This window comes from Janibacter zhaoxuefangae, assembly GCF_050271985.1.
GTDB lineage: Bacteria > Actinomycetota > Actinomycetes > Actinomycetales > Dermatophilaceae.
This window is the reverse complement of record NZ_CP189849.1, coordinates 2,379,918-2,405,739: the sequence shown is the minus strand read 5'-3', so window position 1 is coordinate 2,405,739 and position 25,822 is coordinate 2,379,918. Positions and strand designations below refer to the sequence as shown.

The window sequence follows — 25,822 nt, the reverse complement described above, 5'->3', positions numbered from 1 at the left end:
ACCGGCCCCCTTCGCCGTGTCGGATGGCGGTCGTCCAGCCGGTCAGTCGAAGCGGGCGGACCAGTCGGGCGTGACGACCTCGAGCTGCGGCCGCTTGGCCTCCCGGCCGTCGCCGCTGGAACGCCCGCGCAGGCGCCGTCCGACCCACGGGGTGGCATGGGCGTTGACCCACTCGGCGTGCGCCTTGGCCCGCTCGATGCGGGTGCCCATGGGAGCGGGCGGCAGGCGCGTCTCCCAGTCGTCGCGGTCGGTCTCGAAGCCGAGCGCGTCGAGGGCGGCCAGGGCGACACGGCGGTGCCCCTCGGCGGTGAGGTGGATCCGATCCGCGGACCACATCCGCCAGTCGCGCAGGGCATGCAGGGACCACAGGTTGATGACGTGGGCACCGTGGCGGCCGGCGATCGTCCAGAGGTTGGCGGTGTGCACCGCATGCCGACCGCGAAGGGGGCTCATGAGACCGGCCTCGGCGGTGTCGACGGGGGTCGCGAGCAGGACGTCGGCGCCGGTGGCGCGCAGCGCGATCACGGCTTCCTCGAGTCGGCTGGCGATGTCGTCGAGGTCGACCCGGGGCCGCAGGATGTCGTTGCCGCCGCCGACGAGGGAGACGAGGTCGGGGGTCTGGGCCAGGGCCTTCTCGAGCTGGGGTCCGACGACGTCGTCGAGCTTGCGGCCGCGGACGGCGTGGTTGGCGTAGGTGAGCTCCTGGCCGTGGTTGGCGGCGTGTCGGGCGAGGTGCACCGCGAGCCGGTCGGCCCAGCCGAGGAAGTGGTCGTCGCGGTCGGGGTCGACCTCGGACAAGCCTTCGCTAAAGGAGTCACCGAGGGCGACGTAACGGGTCCAGACGCGGGGGGTGGTGGTCATGGAAGGCTCCAGTCGACGGGCGCGCCTCCCTGCTCGACGAGCAGGGTGTTGGCGCGGCTGAAGGGGCGGGATCCGAGGAATCCCGCGTGGGCGGACAGGGGGGAGGGGTGAGCGCTCTCGACCCGCGGGACCGAGCCGAGGGCGGGTGCGAGCGAGCGGGCATCGCGGCCCCAGAGGATCGCCACGAGCGGTCCGCCGCGGGTGGCGAGGGCGTCGATCGCTGCGGCGGTCACCTGCTCCCACCCCTTCCCGCGGTGCGACGCGGGCGCGCCGGGTCGGACGGTGAGGACGCGGTTGAGCAACAGGACGCCCTGCTCGGTCCACGGCGTCAGGTCGCCCGTCGTCGGCGCCGGGACGCCGAGGTCGTCCTGGAGCTCGCGGTGGATGTTGACGAGGCTGCGGGGGATGGGCCGCACGTCGGGGGCGACGGAGAAGGACAGTCCGACCGGGTGCCCGGGTGTCGGGTAGGGGTCCTGCCCGACGATGAGGACACGCACGTCCTCGAGGGGCAGGCGGAAGGCGCGCAGCACGTGGTCGCCGGCGGGGAGGTAGCCGTGCCCGGCCTCGAGCTCGCGGCGCAGGAAGGCGCCGAGCGCCGTGAGGGTCTCCCGGACGGGGGTGAGGGCCGGCACCCAGCTCGGGTGGACCAGCTCGTCGAGGGGTCGCGCGTCGGACACGGGACCAAACCTACGCGCTGCGCCGCGTCAGACCGCCAGGACCTCCAGGCCCTCCGCCTCGAGCGCCGAGATGTCCTTGTCCGAGGCGTCGTCGTCGGTCACGAGCAGGTTGGCCTGACCGATGTCGCAGATCCGGGCGAAGGTGCGCACGCCCAACTTGGACGAGTCGGCGGCGATGATGACCCGGTCGGAGCGCTCGACGAATCGGTTGCTCACCGCGGCTTCGCCGTCGTGGAAGCAGGTCATCCCGGCGCCCACGTCGATCCCGTTGACCCCGATGACGGCGACGTCGAGCCAGAGGCGATCGATCGTGGCCAGGGCGAGGTCGCCGATGAGCTCGTAGGACTGGGCGCGCGCGACGCCGCCGACGCTGACGGTCCGGATGTGAGGGCGCAGGACGAGTTCGGTCGCGATGTTCAGGGCGTTGGTGACGACGGTCAGGCCGGGGCCCTCCGTGGTCCGGTCGAGGTCGGTGCGGGCGCCGATGATCCGGGCGATGCCGCTGCTCGTGCGGCCACCGTTGAGGCCGACGACCTGGCCGGGCGTCGGCATGGCGCCGACGGCCGCGGCGATCCGCTCACGCCTGCTGTCGGCCCCGCGGCGGTAGCGCGCCGGGAGGTCATAGGCGACGGAGGTGGCGACGACGCCGCCATGGGTGCGAGTGACCAGCTGCTGCTGGGCCAGCGACGAGAAGTCGCGCCGGACCGTGGCCGCGGAGACGCCGAGTGACTCGGAGGCCTCGGCGACGCTGAGGCGCCCGTGCTCCGAGACGAGGTCGAGCAGCTGCGACCAGCGGGCGGAGCGATCCGTCGCCTCGTCCGGTTGAGCCATCGGTGCCTCCTGGTGCTGGGGCGTGTGCGGCAGGTGCCGTCGTGCGCACACGTCGTTGTCTCGCGGGGTTCAGTTCGAAACGCCACCCTAGTGTCTGTCGACAGAAAAGTGCGCAAGCCCTATGATCATTCACGACGGGTTGAGCCGTCAATCAAGCAAAAACAATCAGGGCGAGTCGACGTGCCGGAGTCGGCGTACGGGCAGCCCCCAGCGCAACCACGAGGAAGTGTGACGTGAGCCAGGAAACCCATCTCGCGCGGGAGATCCGCACCCAGCCCGACAACTGGCTCGACGTCGCGGACCGCGTCGCCGAGTTCGAGGCCGTCCTGCCGGCCCGCGGTCAGCGCGTCCTCGCCGTCGGGTGTGGCACCTCCTTCTACATGGCCCAGTCCTACGCCCGGCTGCGCGCCGATGCGGGATACGGCACGACCCACGCCGCAGCCGCGAGCGAGGTGCCGCCGGGCGCCGCCGCCGACTACGACAAGCTCGTCGTCATCTCCCGCTCCGGGACGACGACCGAGGTCATCGCGCTCCTCGAGGAGCTGGCCGGTGCCATCCCCACCGTCGCGATCGTCGCCACCCAGGGCACCCGCATCCCCGAGCTCGCCGACGACACGATCTTCCTCAGCGAGGTCGACGAGCAGTCCGTCGTCCAGACCCGCTTCGCGACCACCGCGCTCGCCCTGCTCCGCTCGAGCGTCGGCGGCGCCGACGCCGTGCGTGCCGCGGCGAAGGACGCCCGCGAGGTCATCGAGACGCCCGTCGAGGAGCTCCTCGGCGACCTGCTCGACGTCGAGCAGATCACCTTCCTCGCGCTCTACCCGCACATGACGGTCGCCGAGAACATCGGCTTCCACCTGAAGATCGCCGGCGAGGACAAGGCCGAGATCACCAAGCGCGTCGCGGAGGCCGCCCAGATCCTCGACCTGACGCAGTACCTCGACCGCAAGCCGGCCAAGCTCTCCGGTGGTCAGCGTCAGCGCGTCGCCATGGGGCGCGCGATCGTGCGCCAGCCGCAGGTCTTCCTCATGGACGAGCCGCTGTCCAACCTCGACGCGAAGCTGCGCGTGCAGACGCGCACCCAGATCGCGTCGCTCCAGCGTCGCCTCGGGGTCACCACCGTCTACGTCACGCACGACCAGGTCGAGGCCATGACGATGGGTGACCGCGTCGCGGTCCTCAAGGACGGCGTCCTCCAGCAGGTTGCCTCGCCCATCGAGCTCTTCCGGCGCCCGGCGAACATCTTCGTTGCCGGCTTCATCGGCTCGCCCGGGATGAACCTCATCAGGGCGAAGGTCGTGGACGGCGCGGCGATCCTCGCCGGTCACGCCATCCCGCTGACCGAGTCCCAGCGCGAGACGCTCGGCGGGGACGTCGTCATCGGCATCCGGCCCGAGGGCCTCGTCGTCACGGACGGGCCGGGCGACCTTCGCCTGACGACGGAGGTCGTCGAGGAGCTCGGCTCCGACCGCTACCTCTACTGCACGGCCGGCGACGTCCGGACGATCGAGGCCGAGAGCGGCCGCGAGGGTGCGCACATCCTCACGGTGCGCGACCAGCGCCCGCAGGACGTCGAGCGCGGTGAGGTCGTCGACGTGACGATCGTCGCCGGCGCGGTGCACGTCTTCGATCCGACGACGGGGCTGCGGGTCGACTGACCCCCTGGGGCGCCCCCGGCCGCCGGCGCAGTCGTGCCCGTCGGCCGGGGCCTAGACTCGCCGGGTGCACGGGACCAGCGACGCAAGCATCGAAGAACTCGGACAGGCGATCCTCACTTACTCGGAGGAGCGCCTCAAGCTCGACCCGGTGCCGCTCGATCGGCCGATGACTCCGGCCCAGCTCGAGGCCGCCGCAGGGCAGACGATCACCGAGGGCGGACTGGGCGGCATCGCCGCGCTCGACCTTTTCGCGGAGACCCTCGCGCCAGCCTGCCTCTCGACGGACCACCCGCGCTATCTCTCCTTCATCCCGTGCGCCCCGAGTGAGGCCGCGGCCATGTTCGACCTCGTCGTCGGCGCCTCGTCGATCTACGCCGGGTCGTGGATGGAGGGGTCGGGCGCGGTCTACGCGGAGAACCAGGCCTTGCGCTGGATCGCCGATCTCGTCGGCCTGCCCGAGCGCGCCGGGGGTGTCTTCGTGCCCGGCGGCACCATCGGCAACCTCTCCGCCCTCGTGGCGGCTCGCCACACTGCCCGAGCGAAGGCGGCCGCCGGCCAGCGCCCCTTCCGCGTCGCCGCCACGGACGGCGCGCACAGCTCGATCATGTCGGCCTGCGAGGTCATGGACGCCGAGTTCGTCGGGGTGCCCGTCGACGATCAGACGTGGCAGTTGACGGGGGAGCGGCTGCGCGAGGTGCTCCTCGAGCACGGCCCGGAGACGTTCTTCGCCGTCGTCGCCACGAGCGGCACGACCAACTTCGGCATCGTCGACGACCTCGCCTCGGTCGCCGAGGTCTGCCGCGAGTTCGGCATCTGGTTCCACGTCGACGGCGCCTATGGCGGCGCCGGTCTCGCCGCGCCGTCGGTGCGGTCGAGCTACGCCGGGATCGAGCACTGCGACTCGTTCATCGTCGACCCGCACAAGTGGCTCTTCGCCCCCTTCGACAGTTGTGCCCTGCTCTATCGCGACCCTGCCCTGGCACGCGCGGCGCACACCCAGAAGGCGAGCTACCTCGACGTCCTCACCGACGCCCCGGAGTGGAATCCCACGGACTACTCCGTCGGGCTCACCCGGCGCGCACGTGGCCTGCCTTTCTGGTTCTCGCTCGCCACGCACGGTACGAAGGCGTACACCGAGGCCATCGAGCGCACGCTCGAGGTGACCCGCTTCGCCGCTGCCGAGATCGGGCGGCGTGCCTACGTCGAGGTCGTCCGGGAACCCACCCTGTCCGTCGTCGTCTTCCGCCGGCTGGGCTGGTCGGCAGCCGACTACCAGGCGTGGTCGGACCGGCTGCTCGACGAGGAGTTCGCCTTCGTCGTGCCGACGTCGCACGCGGGGGAGACGCTGACCCGCTTCGCCATCGTCAACCCGCTCACGAACGAGGACGACATCGTCGCGATCCTCGACACGATGGCCTGACCTGCCACGTGGCCCGTGTGACTGCTGTGGCGGCAGTGACGGGCGTCGAGCCTGTTGTCCAGTCGCCACGCCGATGGGAATGACACGGCTGTCATTCGCTGGTTAGACTGCGGTGGCAAGCCAGACCACGAGCGTGAAGGGCCGAACGTGAGCGCAGTCGAGAAGCACCAGTCCACGACCTCCGTCGTCGACCTGAGCGACCGCGACCGCCAGATCCTCGGCTTCGAGCGCCAATGGTGGAAGTACGCCGGCTCCAAGGAGCAGGCCATCCGCGAGCTCTTCGACATGAGCTCGACCCGGTACTACCAGGTCCTGAACGCCCTCATCGACAGCGAAGCCGCCCTCGCCGAGGACCCCATGCTGATCAAGCGCCTGCGCCGCCTGCGTGCCAGCCGCCAGCGGGCCCGCTCCGCCCGCCGCCTCGGCATCGACGCCTGAACCGGTCCCGCGTGGCAGATTGGATGCCATGACCGAGCTCATCGACCCCGACTGGACCACCCCGGCCGGCCTCGCCGAGATCCGCGAGGCCGTGGCCGCCTCGATCGACGGGTGGCGGCCTCCCGTGATGTGGGGCGTCGGCATCACGTCCGCGTCGAGCACCCCGGACGTCGAGTTCCCCCACGTCAACGGTCCGACCGACGGGACGACCCTCTCCGGGGTCCTCGTCGCCAAGGCGCTGGGGCATGACGGCTCCACCGCGACGCTCGACCTCACGACGGAGCAGCTGGCCTCCGTCGTCGAGGCACTCTCGCCCGCCGAGGCCTGCACCGAGGTCCACCACCCCAACCTGGCCGCCTTCCGCCAACTGCTGGGGGAGGCGGAGGACAACCCGGCCCGCTCGCTCGTCGCCGTCTTCGTCGGCGACCTCGACCACCCGGTCGGCTCCGAGGCCGACGGCGCCATGCGGGCGTTTGCACTCCCGCATGGAGAGTGCCAATAATGGGCTTAGCACTCTCACCATGAGAGTGACAGATTATCGACCGGCCCGGTGAGGCTCGGGGGACGTGCGGTGACGTGAGCCGCCCGCTCCCGATCCGTCCGTCGCGGGCGCCAGCCGGTCGCCACCTTCGATTCGCGTGGAGGAACCACCCGAATGGCAAAGCTCATTGCTTTCGACGAGGAGGCCCGTCGCGGCCTCGAGCGGGGAATGAACACCCTCGCCGACGCCGTCAAGGTCACCCTCGGTCCCAAGGGCCGCAACGTCGTCCTGGAGAAGAAGTGGGGCGCTCCCACGATCACCAACGACGGTGTGTCCATCGCCAAGGAGATCGAGCTCGACGACCCCTACGAGAAGATCGGCGCCGAGCTCGTCAAGGAGGTCGCGAAGAAGACCGACGACGTCGCCGGTGACGGCACGACGACCGCCACGGTCCTCGCCCAGGCGCTCGTGCGCGAGGGTCTGCGCAACGTCGCGGCCGGTGCCAACCCGATGGCGCTCAAGCGCGGCATCGAGAAGGCCACCTCGGCCGTCTCGGAGCAGCTGCTCGCGATGGCCAAGGAGATCGAGACGAAGGAGCAGATCGCTGCCACCGCGTCCATCTCCGCCGCTGACCCCCAGATCGGCGAGATGATCGCCGAGGCCATGGACAAGGTCGGCAAGGAAGGCGTCATCACCGTCGAGGAGTCCAACACCTTCGGTCTCGAGCTCGAGCTCACCGAGGGCATGCGCTTCGACAAGGGCTACATCTCGGGATACTTCGTCACCGACACCGAGCGCATGGAGACCGTGCTCGAGGACCCCTACGTCCTCGTCGCCAACTCCAAGATCGGCTCCATCAAGGACCTGCTGCCCCTCCTCGAGAAGGTCATGCAGGCCGGCAAGCCGCTGCTCATCATCGCCGAGGACGTCGAGGGCGAGGCCCTCTCCACCCTCGTGGTGAACAAGCTCAAGGGCACCTTCCGCTCCGTCGCCGTCAAGGCTCCGGGCTTCGGTGACCGCCGCAAGGCCATGCTCGCCGACATCGCCATCCTCACCGGTGGCCAGGTCATCTCCGAGGAGGTCGGCCTCTCCCTCGAGACCGCCGAGCTCGACCTGCTGGGTCGCGCCCGCAAGGTCGTCGTCACCAAGGACGAGACGACGATCGTCGAGGGTGCCGGCGACCAGGACCAGATCACCGGTCGGGTCAACCAGATCCGCGCCGAGATCGAGAACAGCGACTCCGACTACGACCGCGAGAAGCTCCAGGAGCGTCTCGCCAAGCTCGCCGGTGGCGTCGCCGTCATCAAGGCGGGCGCGGCCACCGAGGTCGAGCTCAAGGAGCGCAAGCACCGCATCGAGGACGCGGTCCGCAACGCCAAGGCCGCCGTTGAGGAGGGCATCGTCGCCGGTGGTGGCGTCGCGCTCCTGCAGGCGACGAAGGCCGCCTTCGAGACCCTCTCGCTCGAGGGTGACGAGGCGACCGGTGCCAACATCGTGCGCGTCGCGTCCGAGGCCCCGCTGAAGCAGATCGCGATCAACGCCGGCCTCGAGGGTGGCGTCGTCGCGGAGAAGGTCTCCACGCTGCCGGCCGGTCACGGCCTCAACGCGGCGACCGGTGAGTACGTCGACCTCATCGCGGCCGGCATCATCGACCCGGCCAAGGTCACGCGCTCCGCGCTCCAGAACGCCGCCTCCATCGCGGCGCTCTTCCTCACCACCGAGGCCGTCATCGCCGACAAGCCGGAGAAGAACGCTCCGGCCGCCGGTGGGGACGACATGGGTGGCATGGGCGGCATGGGCTTCTGAGCCCACCGCACCACCTGCAGCACGACGAAGGCCGCCCCGAACGGGGCGGCCTTCGCCGTGTCCGGCGGGGGTGCCCCCTCGTGCGGTGCCTCAGGGCTCCAGCACGAAGGGGATCGTCGTCCCCACCCGCAGGAGGCCGAGGGCCGTGAGGATCGGCTCGGAGGCCGGGCTGGCGTCGACCCGCGCGTAGCGATGTCCCCGCTCGAGTGCCAACGTCGCGCGGCGCGCGAGCGTCGCCCGATACAGCCCGTGGCGACGGTGGTCCGGGTGCGTGTGACCGCCCCACATCCCGGCGAAGTCCGTCCCGGGACTGAATCGCACCCACCCAGCGCAGAGGAACCGGCCGTCGTCGCCCTCCTGCGCGACCACGATCTCGATCTCCTCGGGCTTGCGGCGGCGTTCGTCGGCGAGCCGCTCCGCGACCCACCGCGTGTCGGCGCCCCAGACGACGTCCGTCAGTGCGGTGATCCGCTCGAGCGGCTCGTCGACCTCGAGCACGCGCACCGTGATGCCCTGCGGCACGTCCACCTGTCCGACGAGTCGCTCGAGCTCGCCGAGCATCAGCGCCTCGTCCTCGCCGCGGGCGAACCCGGCGGCGCTGAGTCGTTGGCCGAGGTCGGCCGGTTGGTCGTGGGTGTAGGTCTTCCACTCCACGCTCTGCCCGCGCTCGACGAAGAAGTCCCGGTGACGGGCGATCGTCGCGTCCGGGTGATCCCCGAGTCCGAGCGGGGACTCGATCATCGCGCCCGGTTCGCGCGGGTCCGCCGGATACGTCCGCAGGACGCCGTCGACGTGCTCGACGACGTGTCCCGGGGCGACGTCCCGGTCGGCCAACCGGATCTGCTCGGTGAAGGCGGCGAGCAGGCCCGCGGCCGTCTCAGGGTCGACATGAGTGGCATCCACGACCCCGACCTCACCACACCCGGCGAGCCGTCGCCAGTGGGTTTCGGGAGCCGGGGTGGCGTCAGGGTGCGCTCAGGGGCGAACCCCAGATGCCGCACGGCCGCCCGGGGTTAGCGTGGTCACCATGACCTCGTCACCTCGCGCCACCACGGCACCCGTCGGCACCACGTCGGACACGATCGGCGTGGCGGCCAGCGCCACCGACCTCTCCAAGACCTACGGCCGCGGCGACACCGCGGTCTCCGCTCTCGACCGCGTCTCGGTCGACCTCGCCGCGGGCGAGTTCACCGCCATCATGGGCCCGTCCGGCTCCGGCAAGTCGACCCTCATGCACTGCCTCGCCGGGCTGGACAGCGCCACGTCCGGCACCGTCCACATCGGCGATGTGGACATCACCCGGTTGGGGGACCGGGCCCTGACGGAACTTCGCCGCGACCGCGTCGGCTTCGTCTTCCAGGCCTTCAATCTCATCCCCACCCTGACGGCCGACGAGAACATCCTCCTGCCGCTCTCGATCGCGGGCCGCAAGCCCGACCGCGACTGGTACGACCTCGTCATCGACACCGTCGGTCTCCGGGACCGCCTGGGGCACCGGCCGAGTGAACTGTCCGGTGGGCAGCAGCAGCGCGTGGCCTGCGCCCGTGCGCTCGTCAGCCGGCCGGCGATCATCTTCGCGGACGAGCCCACCGGCAACCTCGACTCCACCTCGGGTGCCGAGGTCCTGGGTTTCCTGCGACGCAGTGTGGACGACTTCGATCAGACCATCGTCATGGTCACGCACGACGCGGGCGCCGCGAGTCACGCGGACCGCGTGCTCTTCCTCGCGGACGGTCACATCGTCGACGAGCTCCGCCAGCCGACGCCGGAGACCATCCTCGAGCGGATGAAGGCGCTCGAGTCTCGCAAGGGGGCGTGACCGGGCATGTTGCGCGCGACCTTCAAGAACCTGCTGGCCCGCAAGCTCCGCCTGCTCATGTCCGCCTTCGCCATTGTCCTCGGCGTCGGGTTCGTGGCCGGCTCGCTCATCTTCACCGACACCCTGAGCCGCACCTTCGACTCGATCATGACGGGGACGGTCAGCGACGTCGTCGTTCGCCCCGAGGGTGGCATCGGCGACGACTTCACGCAGTCCAATCGCATGATCGATGCGGCCGTCCTCGACGAGGTCGCCGCCGTCGACGGCGTCGCGTCCGCCGAGGGCTCGATCGTCAATTTCGGGACCTTCGTCATCGGCGCGGACGGCAAGGTCGTCGGTGGGCAGGGGGCCCCGGGCCTGGCCTTCAACTACAGCGAAGGGGAGTCGGCGGCGGGGGAGCCCATCATCAGCCTCGTCGAGGGCCGCGCCCCCCAGCGGGAGGGCGAGGTCGTCATCGACGAGGGCACGGCCGAGCGGGCCGGCCACCGCGTCGGCGACGAGATCTCACTCGCCAGCTCGGGCGCGGAGCCGCTCATCAAGGCCGAGCTCGTCGGCACCATCCGCTTCGGCGAGAACGGTCTCGCTGGCGCCTCGCTCACCTTCTTCGACCAGACCACGGCGCAGAAGTACTTCCTCGAGGGCAAGGACGAGTTCAACGAGCTCGCCATCACGGGCGAGGACGGGCGCACGCAGGAGTCCGTCCGTGCGGCCGTGGCCGACGTCCTCCCGCGCGGGCTCGAGGCCGAGACCGGTGACGTCGTCGCCGACGAACAGGCCTCGGACATCAACCAGGCGCTCGGTTTCATCACGACCTTCCTCCTCGTCTTCGCCGGCATCGCCCTCTTCGTCGGGTCGTTCCTCATCATCAACACCTTCTCGATCCTCGTGGCCCAGCGCAGCCGGGAGTTGGCCCTCTTCCGCGCGATCGGGGCCAAGCGCTCCCAGGTGACGCGGTCGGTGCTCGCCGAGGCCTTCGTCGTCGGCCTCGTCGGCTCCACGGCGGGCCTCGCGCTCGGTGTCGGGCTCGCGCAGGCGATCAAGGCCCTCTTCGCCCGGTTCGGCCTCGACCTCGGCGACGGCGGGCTCGTCTTCGCGCCGCGCACCGTCCTCGCGGCCTATGCGGTCGGCATGATCGTCACCCTTCTGGCCGCCTACCTGCCGGCGCGCCGGGCCGGGAAGATCGCGCCGGTCGCGGCCATGCGCGACGAGCCGATCGGGGTCGAGGGATCCCTGCGCGGACGCGTCCTCATCGGCGTCGTCGTCATCATCGTGGGTGCGGGCGCCCTGGGCGCCGGGCTCTTCCTCGACGTCAGCCGCCAGATCTGGTGGATCGGCGGTGGCATCTTCGGCGTCGTCCTCGGTGCCGCCCTGATCAGCCCGGTCATCGGCCGCCCGGTGATCGCCGTCATCGGCTGGCTCTATCGGCGGCTCTTCGGGACGGTCGGCAGGATGGCCGAGCAGAACGCCGTGCGGAACCCGCGCCGCACGGCGGCCACGGCCTCGGCCCTCATGATCGGGTTGACCCTCGTCTCGATGATGTCCGTCTTCGGCCAGTCGACCAAGGCGAGCATCGACAAGCAGATCAGCGAGAGCTTCGCGGCCGACTATGTCGTCTCCAACGCCATCGGCCAGCCCTTCTCGCCGGCCGTCACGCAGGACGTGGCGGGCGTGCCGGGAGTCGATGCCGTCTCGCCCGTCCGGTACGTCTCAGCCACGGTCCGCGGGGAGCGCCGCAGCATCGGCGGCATCGATCCCGCGACGATCGACCGCGTCCAACCCATCCCCATGGACGAGGGCCGACTGGCTGACCTGGGGGACTCCGAGATCCTCGTGCTCAGCGAGGACCGCGCCGGGCGCAGCCTGGGTGACGCCGTCGAGGTCACGGTCGCCGGCAAGACGAGCCGCGTCACCATCGCGGGCTTCTTCGAGGAGGCCCCGGCGCTCGGCGGGCTGCCCTACCTGATGACGAACCCCGGCTTGGAGCGGGCAGGTGCGAAGGCGGCCGACAACTTCGCCTTCGTCGTCGCCGACCCGGGCGCGAGCGGCGCCGACCTCAAGCGGGACATCACGCAGGTCCTCACCGATCAGCCGATGCTGACCCTCAAGGACCAGGGCGAGTACGCGGCCGAGCAGCGTGCCCCCATCGACCAGATGCTCTTCATCATCTATGCCCTGCTGGGCCTGGCGATCGTCATCGCCGTCCTCGGCATCGTCAACACGCTGGCGCTGTCGGTGATGGAGCGGACCCGGGAGATCGGTCTGCTGCGCGCGGTCGGGCTCTCGCGCCGCCAGCTGCGACGGATGATCCGCCTCGAGGCGGTCGTCATCGCGCTGCTCGGTGCGACCCTCGGAGTCGTCCTCGGCGTCGGCTTCGGCGTGGCACTCCAGCGGGCACTTGTCGACGACGGCATCACCGAACTCGCGATCCCGTGGGCGTACCTCGCCGGCTTCGTGCTCATCGCCGGCGTCGTCGGGGTGCTGGCCGCGCTCTGGCCGGCGTGGCGCGCCAGCAGGCTCAATGTGCTGCGGGCCATCGCCACGGAGTGACCGGGGGAGGACGACGGTGGCCGGGCGCGCGACGCGCCCGGCCACCGTCGTCCTGTGGTGCCACCCCGCTCAGAGGAACATCCGCTCGGCTGCCGCCTCGGTCTCCTCGTACTGGGTCCCGGCCTGGCCGAGGACCCGCCCGATGGCGTCGAGCGACTCCTTGACCTGCCGTTGGGTGGCGCGCCACTCGGCGACGACCGACTGGAATCGGGTCGAGGCGCTGCCCTTCCACTCACCCTGCAGGGCCTCGAGCCGAGCGAGCATGGCGCTCACGTCGGACTCGATCTCGGCGGAGATCCGGTGGATGTCACCGGACGCCTCGCCGATCCGCGCCGTGTCGACCTGGAACTGACTGGACATGTGTCCCCCTTGAGTCACGGGGTCCCGGTTGGACCCGTGTGCCTCACGCTAGGGATTTCCGGGAGCGAGCCCGTCGAGTTGTCCACAGCCCCGCGGCGGGAGCGCTCGAGGGCCCGGGCGTAGAGCGCGCCCATGGTGAGCAGCAGGATGCCCGCGCCGATGAAGGAGAGGACCCGGAAGAGGCCGCCGAGCGTCGACAGGTCGAAGAGGAGCAGCTTGGCGACGCTGAGCGTGGCCAGCACGAGCCCCAGACGCAGGGCCAGGGTGGCGTCGGCGCTGCGCTGCAACCCGGTCGCCAGCAGCCACACGGCGACGCCCATCCACGCGAGGGTGGCGAGGGCGTGCCCGGCGACGAAGCCGCCCATGGGGTCGTCCCACCACTGCGACAGCCGCACGGACGTGGCGACCACGAGAGCGCTCGCGGCGAAGAACGCCGCGATCCACGTGGCCGTCCCGGCCATGCGACGCACGTCCGGATCGCTCAGGTGCGGCTCGAGCGCCCGGCCGAGGAGGACCGCGACGACGACGAGCAGGGCGAGCCCGATGACGTCATAGCCACCGAGTTCGGCCGCCTCGTAGCGACGCAGGACGCCCGGCAGGGTCTGGTCGAGCACGGTCGCGGCACCGGCGGCGACGAGGACCGCACCGGCGATGGCCACGATCCGCGAGCGTGTCGTGGCGGCGACGCCCAGGTAGCCGGCGGCCATCGCCAGCAGGACGATGCCGGTGAGGTCGGCGCGCTCGCCCCGGGTGGCCGCCAGCAGGAGCGCGAGGGTGCCGATGGCGAGGAGCACCTCGCGGGCGCCCAGCGACGCGGCGGGGACGCCGGGCCGGGCCGACGACGTGGACCGTGCGAACCAGGCCCCCGCCAGGTGGGCGAACCCGAGGAGCGCGAGGAGGGTCGTCGCGGTGCCGAACTCGTGATGGGTGGCGACGATCAGCGCGGGCAGGCTCGCGGGGAGGGCGAGCACCGCGACGGGCGGCGCCAGCGGCTGGTGCCGCTGACCGGCGACGGTCGTCGTGAGGACGAAGGCGGAGAGGACCACGGCGAGGACGGTGGCCCGATCGAGGTCGGCCGTCAGCGGGGCGGCAAACGCGCCGACGAGGAGCGCGTAGAGGCTCGTCGGCAGGGTCCGGGCGGACTCGAGCGCGAACCAGCGCCGGCCGAGTTGGGCCGGGTAGGTGGTGATCGTCAGCACGAGCAGGAAGGCGCCGGTGAGGAGGGTCATCCCCTGGCCGACGACCGGGCCGAGGGCCGCGACGCCGAGCACGGCGATGACACCGAGCAGCTGGCTGTCCCAGGCGCGGGCCAGCACGAGCCCGACAGCCGCGACCGCGCCGGCGAGGGCGAGCCCGAAGGCGGGCGGCACCCATTCGTAGACGGTCGTCACGGCGATGATGTCGAGGTAGGCCGCCGCGAAGCCGGTGGCGGCCAGGCCCAGAGCGCCGTTGGCCGACGACTGCCGACGGTGGACGACGACGCCCGCGCCGAGGAGCGCCGCCGCGAGCACCGCACCGGACGCCACTCGGGCTGCCGGTCCGAAGATGCCGGCCTGGATGGCCAGGGTCACGAGGAAGGCGACGCCGATGAGGGTGACCGCGCTGCCGGCCACCGCGAGCACCTTCGAGACGAGGCCCTCGCTCTGCCACCACGGCTGGTGGGGGCGGATCGGCGCGGGTGAGGGCTGGAGGTGCCCGAGCGGCGGCGCGGTCGGCCGGTGTGTGGCGGGGTCGATGGTCGGGGACGACGTCACCGGGATCACCCGGTCGGTCGGCAGCGGCTCGCGGAGGGTGGCCGGGGCGATCTCTCGCTCGAGCTGGGAGCGCAGACGGGCGAGCCCGTTGCCAACCGAATACATGTGCGTCATGGCCTCGGCGAACTCGTCCTCGAGGCGTCGGACGTCAGCCAGTGTGGTGTCCATGGGTTCAGGATGGGCGCATTCCGGCGGCGGTGCCTGAGCCGTTGTACTCAACACCATGAAGCGCGGGCGCGGCGACCGAAGGGGAGGAGGTCGCCGGCGCCCGCGCCTGGGATCCCGGACCGCGCCTGAAGGAGGGGGAGCGCGGAACGGGTGGTCTGTCAGCTCAGTTCGAGCTGGTGGGTCGTGCGGCCAGCTTGGCGGTCAGGTCCGTGCGCTCGCCGTTGCGCAGGACCGTCAGCGTGACGGTCGAGCCGACCGCGCGCTCGCGGATGTGCGCGGTGAGGGACTCGGCGCTGTCGACGCGCTCGTCATTCACGGCGATGACGACGTCGCCCTGCTCGAGACCCGCCTCGGCGGCCGGGGTGTCGTCCTCGACGCTGGCGATCTGGGCACCGGCGCGGGTGGCGTTGCCGTCCTCGGCCTCGCCGTCCTGGAGTCCGACACCGAGGTAGGAGTGGTCGGCCGTGCCGTCGGCGATGAGCTGGTCGGCGATGAGCTTGGCCTCGTTGACGGGGATGGCGAAGCCGATGCCGATGTTGCCGCTCGTGGAGCTGCCGCCCAGGGAGGCGATGGAGGAGTTGATCCCGACGAGGCGGCCGGAGGCATCCACGAGGGCGCCACCGCTGTTGCCGGGGTTGATCGCCGCGCTGGTCTGGATCGCGTTCGTCACGACGGTCTCGCCCTGGGTCTGCTGGGCGAAGGGGTCGTTGCTCTGGCTCTCCTCCTGGGTCGTCACCGGTCGGTTGAGCGCGCTGACGATGCCCGTCGTCACGGTGCCGCTGAGGCCGAGCGGGTTACCGACGGCCATGACGGGGTCACCGACGGTCAACTGGTCGGAGTCGCCGAGGGTGATCGGGGTGAGGTCCGAGGGGGGATCGACGAGCGTGAGGACGGCGAGGTCGGTGGAGGCGTCGGTGCCGGCCACCTTCGCCTCGTAGCCGCGGCCGTCGGAGAGGGTGACGGTGACGGTGGCCGCGCCGGACACGACGTGGTTGTTCGTCAGGACGTGACCTGCGTCGTCGATGATGACCCCGGAGCCCTGAGCGCCGCCCGACTGGCTCTCGACGGTGATCGACACGACGCTCGGCGAGGCGGCGGCGGCCGTCGCGGTCCAGTCCGGAGACTCCTTGAGCGCCTGCGACACGGGGGCCACCTGTGCGGCCGCGGTGGAGGAACTGCTCGAGGCGGTCGCGCTGGGGGCGTCGTCGGTGGCTCGGGTCGCGGCCCAGGTGCCACCGCTGGCGAGACCGGCGGCGAGCACGGCCACGGTGGCGAGCTCGGCGAGGCGACGGCCACCACCGGTGCGTCGGGTCGTCGCCGGCGCCATGGTCATCGTGTCGGAACCGGCAGTGCCGAACTCCGTCGCGGCGCCCCCGGCCGGAGCCGACTGCCAGACCTGGTGCGGCTGGGGGGCGGGATCGGCCGCCGGCAGGGGGGTCGTGGCGTCGGCCGCGGGACCGATGATGTAGCGAGGCGTCGGCTGGTCGGCGCTGTCGGGGTGACGGGTGAACTCATCCATGGCGGGGCTCCTTCGAGGTGATGTGTCCAGTCAAGGCCCTCAACGTCAGGGAGCGCTGTGCTCGACCTGTGAACTTCCTGAAGGCAGCGCGATGACGAAGGTCGACCCGCCGCCGGGGGTGTCGGTGAGGTCGACGCGACCACCGTGGCGGCCGGTGATGGCGGCGACGATGGCCAGGCCGAGACCCGTGCCGCCGTTGCTGCGCGAGCGGGCGGGATCGCTGCGGAAGAAACGCTCGAAGACGCGCTCGCGCACGGCCGGGTCGATCCCCGTGCCGTGGTCACGCACCTCGACCAGGCCCCACTCGCCACGGGTGCCGACGGCGACCTCGATGGGCGTGCGGGCGGGGGTGTGGCGGATCGCGTTGGTCATGAGGTTGCCCAGCACCTGACGCAGGCTGGCCTCGTCGCCGATGACGGGCGTGGGGCCCAGTTCGCCGACGAGGGGACGCAGGGAGATCTCGCGCTCCGGGTCGCGGACCCGGGCATCGGCGACGGCGTCGGCGCCGAGCACCACGAGGTCGAGGGGCTGTCGCTCGAGGGGACGTTGGTCGTCCATCCGGGCCAGCAGGAGCAGGTCCTCCACGAGGCCGCCCATGCGCCGGGCCTCACCCTCGATCCGTCCCATGGCGGCCGCCACCTGATCGTCGCCGGTGATGGCGCCCTGTCGGTGCAGTTCGGCGTAGCCGCGGACGGTCGCCAGCGGGGTGCGCAGCTCGTGCGAGGCATCGGCCACGAACTGGCGCATGCGTTCCTCCGACGCCTCCCGGACGGCGAAGGACCGTTCGATCTGCTGGAGCATCGCGTTGAGCGAGTCCGACAGGCTCGCGACCTCGTCGTCGCTCGCGCGGGTGGGGATGCGGCGCGTGAGGTCGCCGCCGGCGATGGCCGCAGCCGTGTCCTCGATCTTGCGCAGGGGGCGGAACGCACGTCGCACGGCCCACCAGCCGAGGACCGCGCACGCCACGAGCACCCCGAGGCCGATGAGCCAGGTCAGCGCCATGAGGCGCCGGACCGTGTCCTCGGTGTTGTCCAGGGGCAGGCCGACGAGGAAGATCCCGCCCTCGCCGCCGTCGATCGTCCCCGCGACGACGCGCCACGCGTGTTCGTCATCGGCGGATTCCAGCGTGAAGGGGCGTCCCTTGAGTCGGGCCACGTCGGTGACGGAGAGGTCCGGCAGTTGCGGACGGGCCTCGACCGGGGCCGAGTCCGGCCACGAGGCGACCGTTCCTGCGCCGCCGGGGCGCAGGAAGATCACCGCGTACTGGCTGGGAAAGCGCCGGATCGAGCCCGCGTTCGCGTCCTGATAGGCCTGCTCGCCGACGGGTTCGGCGGCCGAGCGGAGCTCGGCGTCGACGCGGTTGCGCAGGTCGCGGTCGAGCAGGGCGACGGAGGCGAGGCTGGTCAGCGTCAGGGCGGTGAGGAGCAGCACGAGCAGGATGGCCACGAGTCGCGTGCGCAGCGGCATCTGCTCGAGCCGCCGCACCACCGACTGCAGGGGAGCCGGCGTCGTGTCGGCTCCCATCACGCCCCGGGCGTGCGTCGCAGCACGTAGCCGACGCCGCGCTTGGTGTGGATGAGCGGCGCCCGCCCGTCGGTGTCGATCTTGCGGCGCAGGTAGGAGATGTAGGACTCGACGATGCCGGCCTCACCCCGGAAGTCGTAGTCCCAGACGTGGTCGAGGATCTGGGCCTTGGACAGCACCCGGTTCGGGTTGAGCATGAGGTAGCGCAGGAGTTTGAACTCGGTGGGGGAGACGTCGATGACCTCGCCGCCGCGGCGCACCTCGTGGGCTTCCTCGTCGAGCTCGATGTCCTCGAAGCGCAGGGTCGCCGTGTCGTCGACCGGTCCGCCGGTGCGGCGGAGCACGGCCCGGATGCGGGCGACGACCTCCTCCAGGGAGAAGGGTTTGGTGACGTAGTCGTCGCCCCCGACGGTCAGGCCCTTGACCTTGTCGTCGACGGAGTCGCGCGCCGTGAGGAAGACGATGGGGCTCGTGCGCCCGTGCGAGCGCAGGTGGCTCGTCACGGCGAAGCCGTCCATGTCGGGGAGCATGACGTCGAGGACGACGAGGTCGGGCTCGATCAACTCGGCGAGGTTGAGGGCTGTCGCGCCGTCAGCGGCAACGTGGACCTCGAAGCCGGCGAAGCGCAGTGACGTCGCGAGAAGTTCGCGAATGTTGGCCTCGTCCTCGACGACGAGGAGGACGGCCTCGGGCTCTTTGGCAGTGCTCACCCTCACAGTGTCCTCCGGCAGGCTGGAGGTTTGCTGGACGTCCGGTGGGTTGCCGCCGAACACCGGGTCGGGGCGCGCGCCGCTTCCGGCGGTAGCGTGCGGGGATGGCGCTCTGGATCGACCCGCCCCGCTGGGATGCGCACGGTCGCAGCTGGTCCCACCTCGTCAGCGACACGTCGTACGACGAGCTGCACGCCTTCGCGCGGTCCATCGGCTTGCCCGAGCGATTGCACGAGGGCGACCACTACGACATCCCCCGGGAGCGGCACGCCAGTGTCGTGGCAGCCGGAGCACGGCCCGTGGAAGGTCGGGAGATCGTGCGGATCCTCCATGCGAGCGGGCTGCGCATGCAGAAGCGCAAGGGCGATCGCGGGGTGACTCGCGTCGAGGCGGTGTCCTTCGGGGAGGGTCAACGTGCCGACGTCGACCTCATCCTCGGGTCGGAGCCCGTACACCCGGATCGGGTGCTGGGGGCCCAGGCTCTGGTGCGGGACGAACAGGGGCACGTCGCGCTCCACTTCAGCCGACGACGCCGCGAATGGGGCCTGCCGGGTGGGTGGCGCGAGCCCGGCGAGTCGGTCGCCGCCGCCGCTGCCCGCGAGGTGCACGAGGAGCTGGGGCTCGTCGTGGCGCCGGCGGACCTGGAGCCCGTCGGGTACCACCGGTTCCGCTTCCACGAGGGTTCGCCGGGGTGGTCCGTGCCGGGTGACCTGCTGCAGGTGCACGCCGTCACCCTGGGCGACGTCCGACCCGCCCTGACCGGCGAGGACCCGGGCACGGACGGGCAGCAGTGGGTCGGCGTGGACGAGTTCGTGCGGCTCTGCGCGGAGCGGTACTGGTGGCCGCTCATCGCGAGGCTGCTGTGAGTCGGTCGGGCGTACTCAGGGTCGAGGACCGCGTCAGCCGGTGAGGCGGGCCAGTTCACGCGCCACGTTCTCCCGGGCGACGGCCTCCCACGTCGCCAGGCCGTGCGCGGTGGCGTAGAGCCGGGGTCGATCGACGAGGGGACTCAACACCGCGCTGCGGCCCCGGGCGTAGTCGGCATCGCTCACGTGTGCGTACTCCGCACGGACCTGCGAGCAGTACTCGTCGAACCGGGGTGCCGGGGCGGCCAGGATCCACAGGTCGGCGTCGTGGAAGGCGCGGGACTCGGGCGTCGCGTGCGCGCCGGGCAGATCGTGCGCCGTGGTCGCGAGCACGAGGCCCCGCACGCGAGCGACCGTCACCGGCTCGACCCCGAGTCGGGTCAGCTCGTCGACTGCCCGATTGGCACTGCGAATCTCGTTGTCCTGTGGGCGGATCGGGTCATAGACGGCGTCGTGGTACCAGGCCGCGAGGCGTGCGACGAGGGCTCCGTCCGTGCCTGACTGCGCGGTGTCGAGTTCGAGCTCCTCCAGAGCGGCGAGGACCTCCGCGAGGTGCGCCGGGCCGTGGTAGCCGCGGCCCGCAGCCGACCACGACGCCAGCAGGTCGCGCGCCGTCGCCTCGACCGCGGCCGGTGAGGTGTCGGGCACCAGGACGGCCAGGTCGGCTCGCCACTGTGCGAGCAACGCCGCCTCGTCCCGGATCACCCGAGTGCCCCCGTCAGTCGAGGTCGTCGGCGTCGACGATCCGGTAGGCGTACCCCTGCTCGGCAAGGAAGCGCTGGCGGTGCGCGGCGAACTCCGAGTCGACCGTGTCGCGGGCGACGACGGTGTAGAAGTGCGCGGTGCGGCCGTCCGCCTTCGGGCGCAGGACCCGACCGAGGCGCTGGGCCTCCTCCTGGCGCGAGCCGAAGGTGCCGCTGACCTGGATGGCCACGGAGGCCTCCGGGAGGTCGATGGAGAAGTTCGCGACCTTCGAGACGACGAGCAGGTCGAGCTCGCCCGTGCGGAAGGCCTCGTAGAGCTTCTGGCGCTCGCCGACCGGCGTCTGGCCGGTGATGACCTCGGCGCCCAGCCGCGTGGCGATCTCGTCGAGCTGGTCGAGGTACTGCCCGATGACGAGGGTCGGTTCACCCTTGTGCTTCTTGACGATCCGCTCGACGACACCGAGCTTCGCGTCCGCGCACGAGGCCATCCGGTAGCGGTCCTCCGGCTCTGCCGTGGCGTAGGCCATGCGGAGGCTGTCGGGCAGGGTGACCCGCACCTCGACGCAGTCGGCCGGGGCGATGTAGCCCTGGGCCTCGATGTCCTTCCACGGCGCGTCGAATCGCTTGGGCCCGATGAGGGAGAAGACGTCGGCCTCACGGCCGTCCTCGCGCACGAGGGTGGCCGTCAACCCGAGTCGTCGCCGCGCCTGGAGGTCCGCCGTCATCCGGAAGATCGGCGCCGGCAGCAGATGGACCTCGTCGTAGACGATGAGGCCCCAGTCGCGCGCGTCGAGCAGGTCGAGGTGCGTGTAGGCCCCCTTCCGCCGCGTGGTGAGGACCTGATACGTCGCGATGGTGACGGGCCGGATCTCCTTGCGGGCACCCGAGTACTCACCGATCTCGTCCTCGGTCAGGGTCGTCCGGGCGAGCAACTCGTCGCGCCACTGGCGCGCGGAGACGGTGTTGGTCACGAGGATGAGGGTCGTGGCGCTCGCCTGGGCCATGGCGCCCGCGCCGACGAGCGTCTTGCCGGCGCCGCAGGGGAGGACGACGACGCCGGAGCCGCCGTGCCAGAACCCGTCGACGGCGTGCTGCTGATAGGGGCGCAACGCCCAGCCGTCCTCGGCGAGGGCGATCGGGTGGGCCTCGCCGTCGACGTAGCCCGCGAGGTCCTCGGCGGGCCAGCCGACCTTGAGCAGTTCCTGCTTGAGGTGTCCGCGCTCCGAGGGGTGGACGACGATCCGGTCGTCGTCGAGGCGTGCCCCGAGCAGGGGCTTGATCCGCTTGTGGCGCAGGACCTCCTCGAGGACGGCGCGATCCGTCGTCGTGAGGATGAGCCCGTGCTCGTCGTCCTTCGTCAGCGTGAGTCGCCCGTAGCGGTCCATCGTGTCGGCGATGTCGACGAGCAGGGCGTGCGGGACCGCGTAGCGACTGTGGGTGACAAGCGCGTCGACGACCTGCTCGGCGTCGTGGCCGGCCGCGCGCGCATTCCACAGGCCGAGCGGCGTCACCCGGTAGGTGTGCACGTGCTCCGGGGCACGCTCCAGCTCGGCGAAGGGTGCGATCGCGCGCCGGGCCTCCTGCGACCTCGGGTGGTCGACCTCGAGGAGGAGGGTCTTGTCGCTCTGGACGATCAGTGCGCCATCAGGCAAGGGGGCCTCAGTAGATGTCGGTGGAACTGGAGAGGGACTCGGACCACGACGACTCCCAGCCGCTGCCGAACTCGTCGATGTTCGCGGCGAAGAGGGCGAAGCCGGCGATGGCCACGAGGATCTGGAGGACGGCGAGCACGCCGAAGACGATCCAGCCGATCCGCGTCCAGCGACGCGAGCCAGCGGGGTCGGGCTCGTTCTTCACGAGGGCGACGATGGCCGGGATCGCCGCGAGCGGCTGCAGGATCATCAGGCACGTGAAGGGGAGCACGAGCGAGAGGATGAGCAGGACGATGGCCGAGACGTTCGACTTGCGCGGGGCGACACCCCAGGGCTGCTGGCCGTACTGCTGGCCGTACTGCTGCGGGGTCGCGCCGTAGGCGCCGTAGGTGCTCTGCTCGCCGGGGGGCTGCTGACCGTACGGCTGCTGGCCGTAGGGCTGCTGACCGTAGGGCTGCTGACCGTAGGGCTGGTCGCCGGACGGTGCCGGCGGAGGCGGGGGAGCGGTCGAGTAGCCGGGCGTCTGGTGTCCCGGCCGAGCGGGCGGCGGGGGCGGCACCGGGGAGGTCGGGTCGTCGGAGCCGGGGGTGGCGGAGGTCGGTGTGTCCCGCGGGGTGTTCCCGTAGGGCGCATTCCCGTAGGAGCTGCTCGTCGTCCTGCGGCCCATCGCTCGCGGTGCTGTCGTTGTCGGCCATCGCGGCAACCCTCCCTCGTGGTCGGCGCCCTGTGGCGCCGCCGTTTGCATTGAATCTAACCGCACGGGCTGCAACGGTGCGCACGACTCCGTCTGTTCCCGACCGGTGCGAGGATGGGGCCATGAGTGAGCGTGTGGCCCTGCCCCAGGTCGAGCGCGATCCGTCCCTGCCCGAGGCCATCACCATCTATGAGGTCGGCCCGCGCGATGGCCTCCAGAACGAGAAGGCGACGGTCCCGGCGGCCACCAAGGCCGCCTTCGTCCGACGCCTCGTCGAAGCCGGCTTGGGGACGGTCGAGACGACCTCCTTCGTCAATCCGCAGTGGGTCCCCCAACTGGCCGACGCGCAGGAGGTCCTCGACCTGCTCGGTGATCTCGGCCGGGGCGCGACGCGTCCGGTCCTGGTCCCGAACGAGCGCGGCCTCGACCGCGCCCTCGAGGCCGGTGTCGGTGCCGTCGCCGTCTTCGGCAGCGCGACCGAGACCTTCGCACGCAAGAACCTCAACCGCACCGTGGCGGAGTCGCTCGAGATGTTCGCGCCCGTCGTCGACCGCGCCCATGCGTCGGGGCTGTGGGTGCGCGGCTACGTGTCGATGTGCTTCGGCGACCCGTGGGAGGGGCCGGTGCCCGTGGCGCAGGTGGCCGACGTGTGTGCCCGGCTGCGCGACCTCGGCTGCGACCAGATCTCGCTCGGCGACACCATCGGCACGGGGACGACGGGTCACGTCGAGCGGCTGCTCGACGCGCTCGAGGAGCGCGGGATCGGGACCGACGTGCTGGGCGTGCACTTCCACGACACCTACGGTCAGGCGCTCGCCAACACGCTCGCCGCGCTGCGCCGCGGGGTCACCGTCGTCGATGCGTCCACGGGTGGGCTCGGCGGCTGCCCCTATGCCCGCAGTGCGACGGGCAACCTGGCGACCGAGGACCTCGTCTGGGCCACGGACGGCGCGGGCGTGCACACGGGGGTCGACCTCGACGCGCTCGTCGCCACGAGCGTCTGGATGGCCGAGCAGCTCGGGAAGCCGTCGCCCTCGCGGGTGGTCAAGGCGCTCGCCGGGTGATCCGTCGCGTCAGTCGGCCGTGACGCCGGTGACGCGATGCACCGACAGCGTGCGGGGCGCCCCATCAACGGTGCCGTGAGCGCGACCGCCCTCGATCCGCTCGGGGTGGAAGAGGATCCGCGCGACCTGGCCCAGTGAGTTGCTGTAGCCGACCCAGACCCCCTGCCGGTCCGCGATCGCCTCGCGCAACACCGCCAGGGTCGTCGTCGGGTCGGTCGCGGGGATGGACGGACCGGCCTGCGTGGCGCGGCGCTCCTGGTCGCGGGTCATCGCCTCGTCCCGCTGACGAAGGTGGACCACCAGTTCGACGGCCGAGTCCTCGTCGACCCGGTTCACCGAGGCCGGGGCCGGCGTCGGCCCGCCGGTGACACGCTGACGCGAGCGGGTCGGCACGACGACGCCGCCCGTGGACGACTCGAGCACCGGGGCGAGACCGACCTCGCGCAGGGCCTCGAGCAGGACCGTGGGCGAGGCGGCCGACACGAGCACGGTCGGGGCGATCCGCCGCAGCTGGAGGTGGCTCAGGTTGCGCTCGGCCATGACCCGGTCGAGCCCCGCCTCGTCGTCGCCGCGCACGTAACTGCCGACCGCGCCGATGCGCAGCTGGCCGTGGCGGCGGGCGACGTCGCGCACGAGGTAGTCGAGCGGCTGGGGGACCGGGGTGCGGCTGGCGTCGGCGAGCAGCGCGGCGATGTCGTCGGCGCTGAGGCCGGTGTCGAGTCCGCGCCGGATCGAGCCCTCGCTGAAGCGGTGGACCGTCGCGCCGCCGCGGGACTCCACGTCGCTCAGCAGTCTCATGGTCCGGGCGAGTTCGCCGGTGAGCGGGCCGGGGGCGATGGCCGTGAGGTCGGCCTGCAGGAGCACGTGGTCGACGGCCTCCGGCATGTGCGCGGACATGACGGTCACGGGGTCCGCGTCGTCGCCGGCGAGCAGGGACCGGCCGGCCGAGGACAGGGCGCCGCGGCCGGTGAGTCCGAGCCACTCGGCCTCGCCGAGGATCGCTGAGACGACCCGCTCCGGTTCGCGGGGGAGCCGGCGGGGGCGGTCGTGTCGGAGCCGTTCGACGACGCCGGCGGCGTCGACCGCGGCCCCCGCGGGAAGGTCGGCGAGCACGTCGAGGACGTCGTGGCGCAGCGACCGGATCGGCGGCCACTGGACGTCGGCGCCGAGGGCGTTGATCGGCCCCGACCCGGAGCTCGCGCCGACCCGGTGCGGTGCGCGGATCGACGTCGTCCACGCCAGGGCGAGGGCGGACCAGCGGTGGGCGGGCGTCTCGTCGAACCAGGCGTCGGCGGCGATGGTCGGCTGCCACGACGGCTCCAGGGCGCGGTCGTCGTCCAGCAGGCCGGCGCCGTGGGCGATCTCCACGAGGAAGGCGGCCCGGGACTCGTCGACGTCGAGGGCGGCGGCGACCCCCTTCAGGTCGCGCACGGCGAGGCCACCCGAGCGCAGCACGCGCGGGGGCAGGGCCTCCCACGTCGAGAGCAGTTCGGCGACGAGGGCGACGAGGTCGCTCGCCTGCCAGCCGGCGGCCCGGTCGACGTCGTCGGCCTCCCACTGGCGCACGGCGATCTCGGGGCGGGCCACCGAACCCCGGTGGAGTCGGCCCCCGCGCAGTGCCAGCGCCACCTCGCGGGGCAGGACGACGCGACCTTCGTCCAACCTGACGAGCAGGCCGGCGTCCACGAGCCAGGTGACGGCGGCGGCGGCCGCGCTGGCCGGGTCAGCCGGTGCGGCGGCGATGGGGGGACCCCAGGTCAGGCGGTCGAGGACGGTCTTCGCGGCGGCCGGGGCGGAGGCGAGCAGGTCGTCCACCTCGGTCGCGCTCGGTGCGCCGCGGCGCGAGACGTCCGCGGCGGACGGGCCCAGCCCGGCGATGTGCGGTCCGAGGACGTCGCCGGCGGCCCGCACGACGTGCCGGCCCTCGGGGGAGGTCCACAGCAACGCGAGGAAACGAAGGTGGTCGGCGGCGGCCTCGACGGCGTCCGGGGACTGGCCGGTGAGGCCGACGATCGCCGGGAGATCGATCGGGGAGCCGCTGATCAGCGCCGCCTCGAGGACCTCGAGGCGAGGGCGGTCGAGGTGGTCGATGGCCCGCTGGACGCTGGCCGTGGTGCTCGCGCGCGCGGCGAGCGCCGTGAGGTCGGCCGGCATCGGACGGGCGAGATCCGGGCGCGCCACAAGCAGCGCCGCCAGCTCCTCATCGGAGCGGGCACGCACGTCCTCCGCCAGTGATCGCACTGCCCCACGGTAGTCGAGGGTCGGGGGG

The 25,822-nt window shown here is 71.8% G+C and carries 22 protein-coding genes; 9 read left to right on the top strand and 13 right to left on the bottom strand.

Going from position 1 to position 25,822, the window contains the following annotated elements; genetic code table 11:
- Nucleotides 1-42: 42 nt before the first annotated feature.
- The 3 genes from ACQBAS_RS11230 to ACQBAS_RS11220 are packed head-to-tail and all read right to left on the bottom strand — an operon-like array spanning nucleotide 43 to nucleotide 2,369.
- Nucleotides 43-861, bottom strand: a complete 819-nt coding sequence (locus tag ACQBAS_RS11230) for an SGNH/GDSL hydrolase family protein (protein WP_427383896.1) — start codon at nucleotides 859-861, stop codon at nucleotides 43-45.
- The gene (locus ACQBAS_RS11225) at nucleotides 858-1,538 is read right to left on the bottom strand and encodes a uracil-DNA glycosylase (protein ID WP_427383895.1); all 681 of its coding nucleotides are present in this window, start codon (nucleotides 1,536-1,538) and stop codon (nucleotides 858-860) included. The genes ACQBAS_RS11230 and ACQBAS_RS11225 overlap by 4 nt, the downstream gene beginning before the upstream one ends.
- Nucleotides 1,539-1,565: 27 nt before the next feature.
- Nucleotides 1,566-2,369: a DeoR/GlpR family DNA-binding transcription regulator gene (locus tag ACQBAS_RS11220; protein WP_427383894.1), complete on the bottom strand. Its 804-nt coding sequence runs from the start codon at nucleotides 2,367-2,369 to the stop codon at nucleotides 1,566-1,568.
- A gap of 233 nt (nucleotides 2,370-2,602) precedes the next feature.
- Here ACQBAS_RS11220 and ACQBAS_RS11215 point away from each other — a divergent pair, with 233 nt between their 5' ends.
- The 5 genes from ACQBAS_RS11215 to groL all read left to right on the top strand — a co-directional run bounded on the left by ACQBAS_RS11215 (nucleotide 2,603) and on the right by groL (nucleotide 8,172).
- Nucleotides 2,603-4,027 (top strand): ATP-binding cassette domain-containing protein, encoded by a 1,425-nt coding sequence (locus ACQBAS_RS11215; protein ID WP_427383893.1) that lies wholly within the window; start codon nucleotides 2,603-2,605, stop codon nucleotides 4,025-4,027.
- A 64-nt stretch (nucleotides 4,028-4,091) separates the two neighbouring features.
- Nucleotides 4,092-5,447 carry a pyridoxal phosphate-dependent decarboxylase family protein gene (locus tag ACQBAS_RS11210; RefSeq protein WP_427383892.1) on the top strand — a complete coding sequence of 452 codons (1,356 nt, stop codon included), beginning with the start codon at nucleotides 4,092-4,094 and terminating at the stop codon, nucleotides 5,445-5,447.
- 147 nt (nucleotides 5,448-5,594) lie between these two features.
- Nucleotides 5,595-5,885, top strand: coding sequence for a DUF3263 domain-containing protein (locus ACQBAS_RS11205; protein WP_427383891.1), 291 nt, complete (start codon nucleotides 5,595-5,597; stop codon nucleotides 5,883-5,885).
- A 28-nt stretch (nucleotides 5,886-5,913) separates the two neighbouring features.
- Nucleotides 5,914-6,387 (top strand): hypothetical protein, encoded by a 474-nt coding sequence (locus ACQBAS_RS11200; RefSeq protein WP_427383890.1) that lies wholly within the window; start codon nucleotides 5,914-5,916, stop codon nucleotides 6,385-6,387.
- Nucleotides 6,388-6,540: 153 nt separating this feature from the next.
- Nucleotides 6,541-8,172 (top strand): chaperonin GroEL, encoded by a 1,632-nt coding sequence (groL, locus tag ACQBAS_RS11195; RefSeq protein WP_427383889.1) that lies wholly within the window; start codon nucleotides 6,541-6,543, stop codon nucleotides 8,170-8,172.
- A 90-nt stretch (nucleotides 8,173-8,262) separates the two neighbouring features.
- Here the strand turns inward: groL and ACQBAS_RS11190 are convergent, their stop codons facing one another.
- Nucleotides 8,263-9,075 carry a hypothetical protein gene (locus ACQBAS_RS11190; RefSeq protein ID WP_427383888.1) on the bottom strand — a complete coding sequence of 271 codons (813 nt, stop codon included), beginning with the start codon at nucleotides 9,073-9,075 and terminating at the stop codon, nucleotides 8,263-8,265.
- 124 nt (nucleotides 9,076-9,199) lie between these two features.
- Between ACQBAS_RS11190 and ACQBAS_RS11185 the strand changes: the two genes are divergently transcribed.
- Nucleotides 9,200-9,991, top strand: a complete 792-nt coding sequence (locus ACQBAS_RS11185; RefSeq protein WP_427383887.1) for an ABC transporter ATP-binding protein — start codon at nucleotides 9,200-9,202, stop codon at nucleotides 9,989-9,991.
- Between the two features lie 6 nt (nucleotides 9,992-9,997).
- On the top strand, nucleotides 9,998-12,538 hold the full coding sequence (locus tag ACQBAS_RS11180) for an ABC transporter permease (protein WP_427383886.1): 2,541 nt from the start codon (nucleotides 9,998-10,000) through the stop codon (nucleotides 12,536-12,538).
- A 69-nt stretch (nucleotides 12,539-12,607) separates the two neighbouring features.
- Here the strand turns inward: ACQBAS_RS11180 and ACQBAS_RS11175 are convergent, their stop codons facing one another.
- The 5 genes from ACQBAS_RS11175 to ACQBAS_RS11155 all read right to left on the bottom strand — a co-directional run bounded on the left by ACQBAS_RS11175 (nucleotide 12,608) and on the right by ACQBAS_RS11155 (nucleotide 18,573).
- Nucleotides 12,608-12,898: a WXG100 family type VII secretion target gene (locus tag ACQBAS_RS11175; protein WP_427383885.1), complete on the bottom strand. Its 291-nt coding sequence runs from the start codon at nucleotides 12,896-12,898 to the stop codon at nucleotides 12,608-12,610.
- A 14-nt stretch (nucleotides 12,899-12,912) separates the two neighbouring features.
- Nucleotides 12,913-14,820: a DUF2339 domain-containing protein gene (locus ACQBAS_RS11170; RefSeq protein ID WP_427383884.1), complete on the bottom strand. Its 1,908-nt coding sequence runs from the start codon at nucleotides 14,818-14,820 to the stop codon at nucleotides 12,913-12,915.
- A gap of 163 nt (nucleotides 14,821-14,983) precedes the next feature.
- Nucleotides 14,984-16,339 carry a S1C family serine protease gene (locus ACQBAS_RS11165; protein ID WP_427383883.1) on the bottom strand — a complete coding sequence of 452 codons (1,356 nt, stop codon included), beginning with the start codon at nucleotides 16,337-16,339 and terminating at the stop codon, nucleotides 14,984-14,986.
- A 45-nt stretch (nucleotides 16,340-16,384) separates the two neighbouring features.
- The gene (locus ACQBAS_RS11160) at nucleotides 16,385-17,863 is read right to left on the bottom strand and encodes a sensor histidine kinase (protein ID WP_427385631.1); all 1,479 of its coding nucleotides are present in this window, start codon (nucleotides 17,861-17,863) and stop codon (nucleotides 16,385-16,387) included.
- Complete coding sequence (locus ACQBAS_RS11155) at nucleotides 17,863-18,573, bottom strand: response regulator transcription factor (RefSeq protein ID WP_427383882.1); 711 nt, start codon at nucleotides 18,571-18,573, stop codon at nucleotides 17,863-17,865. The genes ACQBAS_RS11160 and ACQBAS_RS11155 overlap by 1 nt, the downstream gene beginning before the upstream one ends.
- A gap of 104 nt (nucleotides 18,574-18,677) precedes the next feature.
- On the opposite strand from ACQBAS_RS11155, the gene ACQBAS_RS11150 reads away from it, so the two are divergent.
- Nucleotides 18,678-19,439, top strand: coding sequence for a DUF4031 domain-containing protein (locus ACQBAS_RS11150; RefSeq protein WP_427383881.1), 762 nt, complete (start codon nucleotides 18,678-18,680; stop codon nucleotides 19,437-19,439).
- 33 nt (nucleotides 19,440-19,472) lie between these two features.
- Here the strand turns inward: ACQBAS_RS11150 and ACQBAS_RS11145 are convergent, their stop codons facing one another.
- Genes ACQBAS_RS11145 through ACQBAS_RS11135 form a run of 3 tightly spaced genes read right to left on the bottom strand, consistent with a single transcriptional unit; the run spans nucleotide 19,473 to nucleotide 22,462 of the window.
- Nucleotides 19,473-20,144: an HD domain-containing protein gene (locus ACQBAS_RS11145; RefSeq protein ID WP_427383880.1), complete on the bottom strand. Its 672-nt coding sequence runs from the start codon at nucleotides 20,142-20,144 to the stop codon at nucleotides 19,473-19,475.
- Nucleotides 20,145-20,157: 13 nt separating this feature from the next.
- The gene (locus ACQBAS_RS11140) at nucleotides 20,158-21,795 is read right to left on the bottom strand and encodes a DNA repair helicase XPB (protein ID WP_427383879.1); all 1,638 of its coding nucleotides are present in this window, start codon (nucleotides 21,793-21,795) and stop codon (nucleotides 20,158-20,160) included.
- A 7-nt stretch (nucleotides 21,796-21,802) separates the two neighbouring features.
- Nucleotides 21,803-22,462 carry a hypothetical protein gene (locus tag ACQBAS_RS11135; protein WP_427383878.1) on the bottom strand — a complete coding sequence of 220 codons (660 nt, stop codon included), beginning with the start codon at nucleotides 22,460-22,462 and terminating at the stop codon, nucleotides 21,803-21,805.
- Between the two features lie 149 nt (nucleotides 22,463-22,611).
- Between ACQBAS_RS11135 and ACQBAS_RS11130 the strand changes: the two genes are divergently transcribed.
- The gene (locus ACQBAS_RS11130) at nucleotides 22,612-23,553 is read left to right on the top strand and encodes a hydroxymethylglutaryl-CoA lyase (RefSeq protein WP_427383877.1); all 942 of its coding nucleotides are present in this window, start codon (nucleotides 22,612-22,614) and stop codon (nucleotides 23,551-23,553) included.
- 9 nt (nucleotides 23,554-23,562) lie between these two features.
- Here ACQBAS_RS11130 and ACQBAS_RS11125 read toward each other — a convergent pair whose 3' ends face one another.
- Nucleotides 23,563-25,794 (bottom strand): helicase-associated domain-containing protein, encoded by a 2,232-nt coding sequence (locus tag ACQBAS_RS11125; protein WP_427383876.1) that lies wholly within the window; start codon nucleotides 25,792-25,794, stop codon nucleotides 23,563-23,565.
- Nucleotides 25,795-25,822 lie beyond the last annotated feature (28 nt).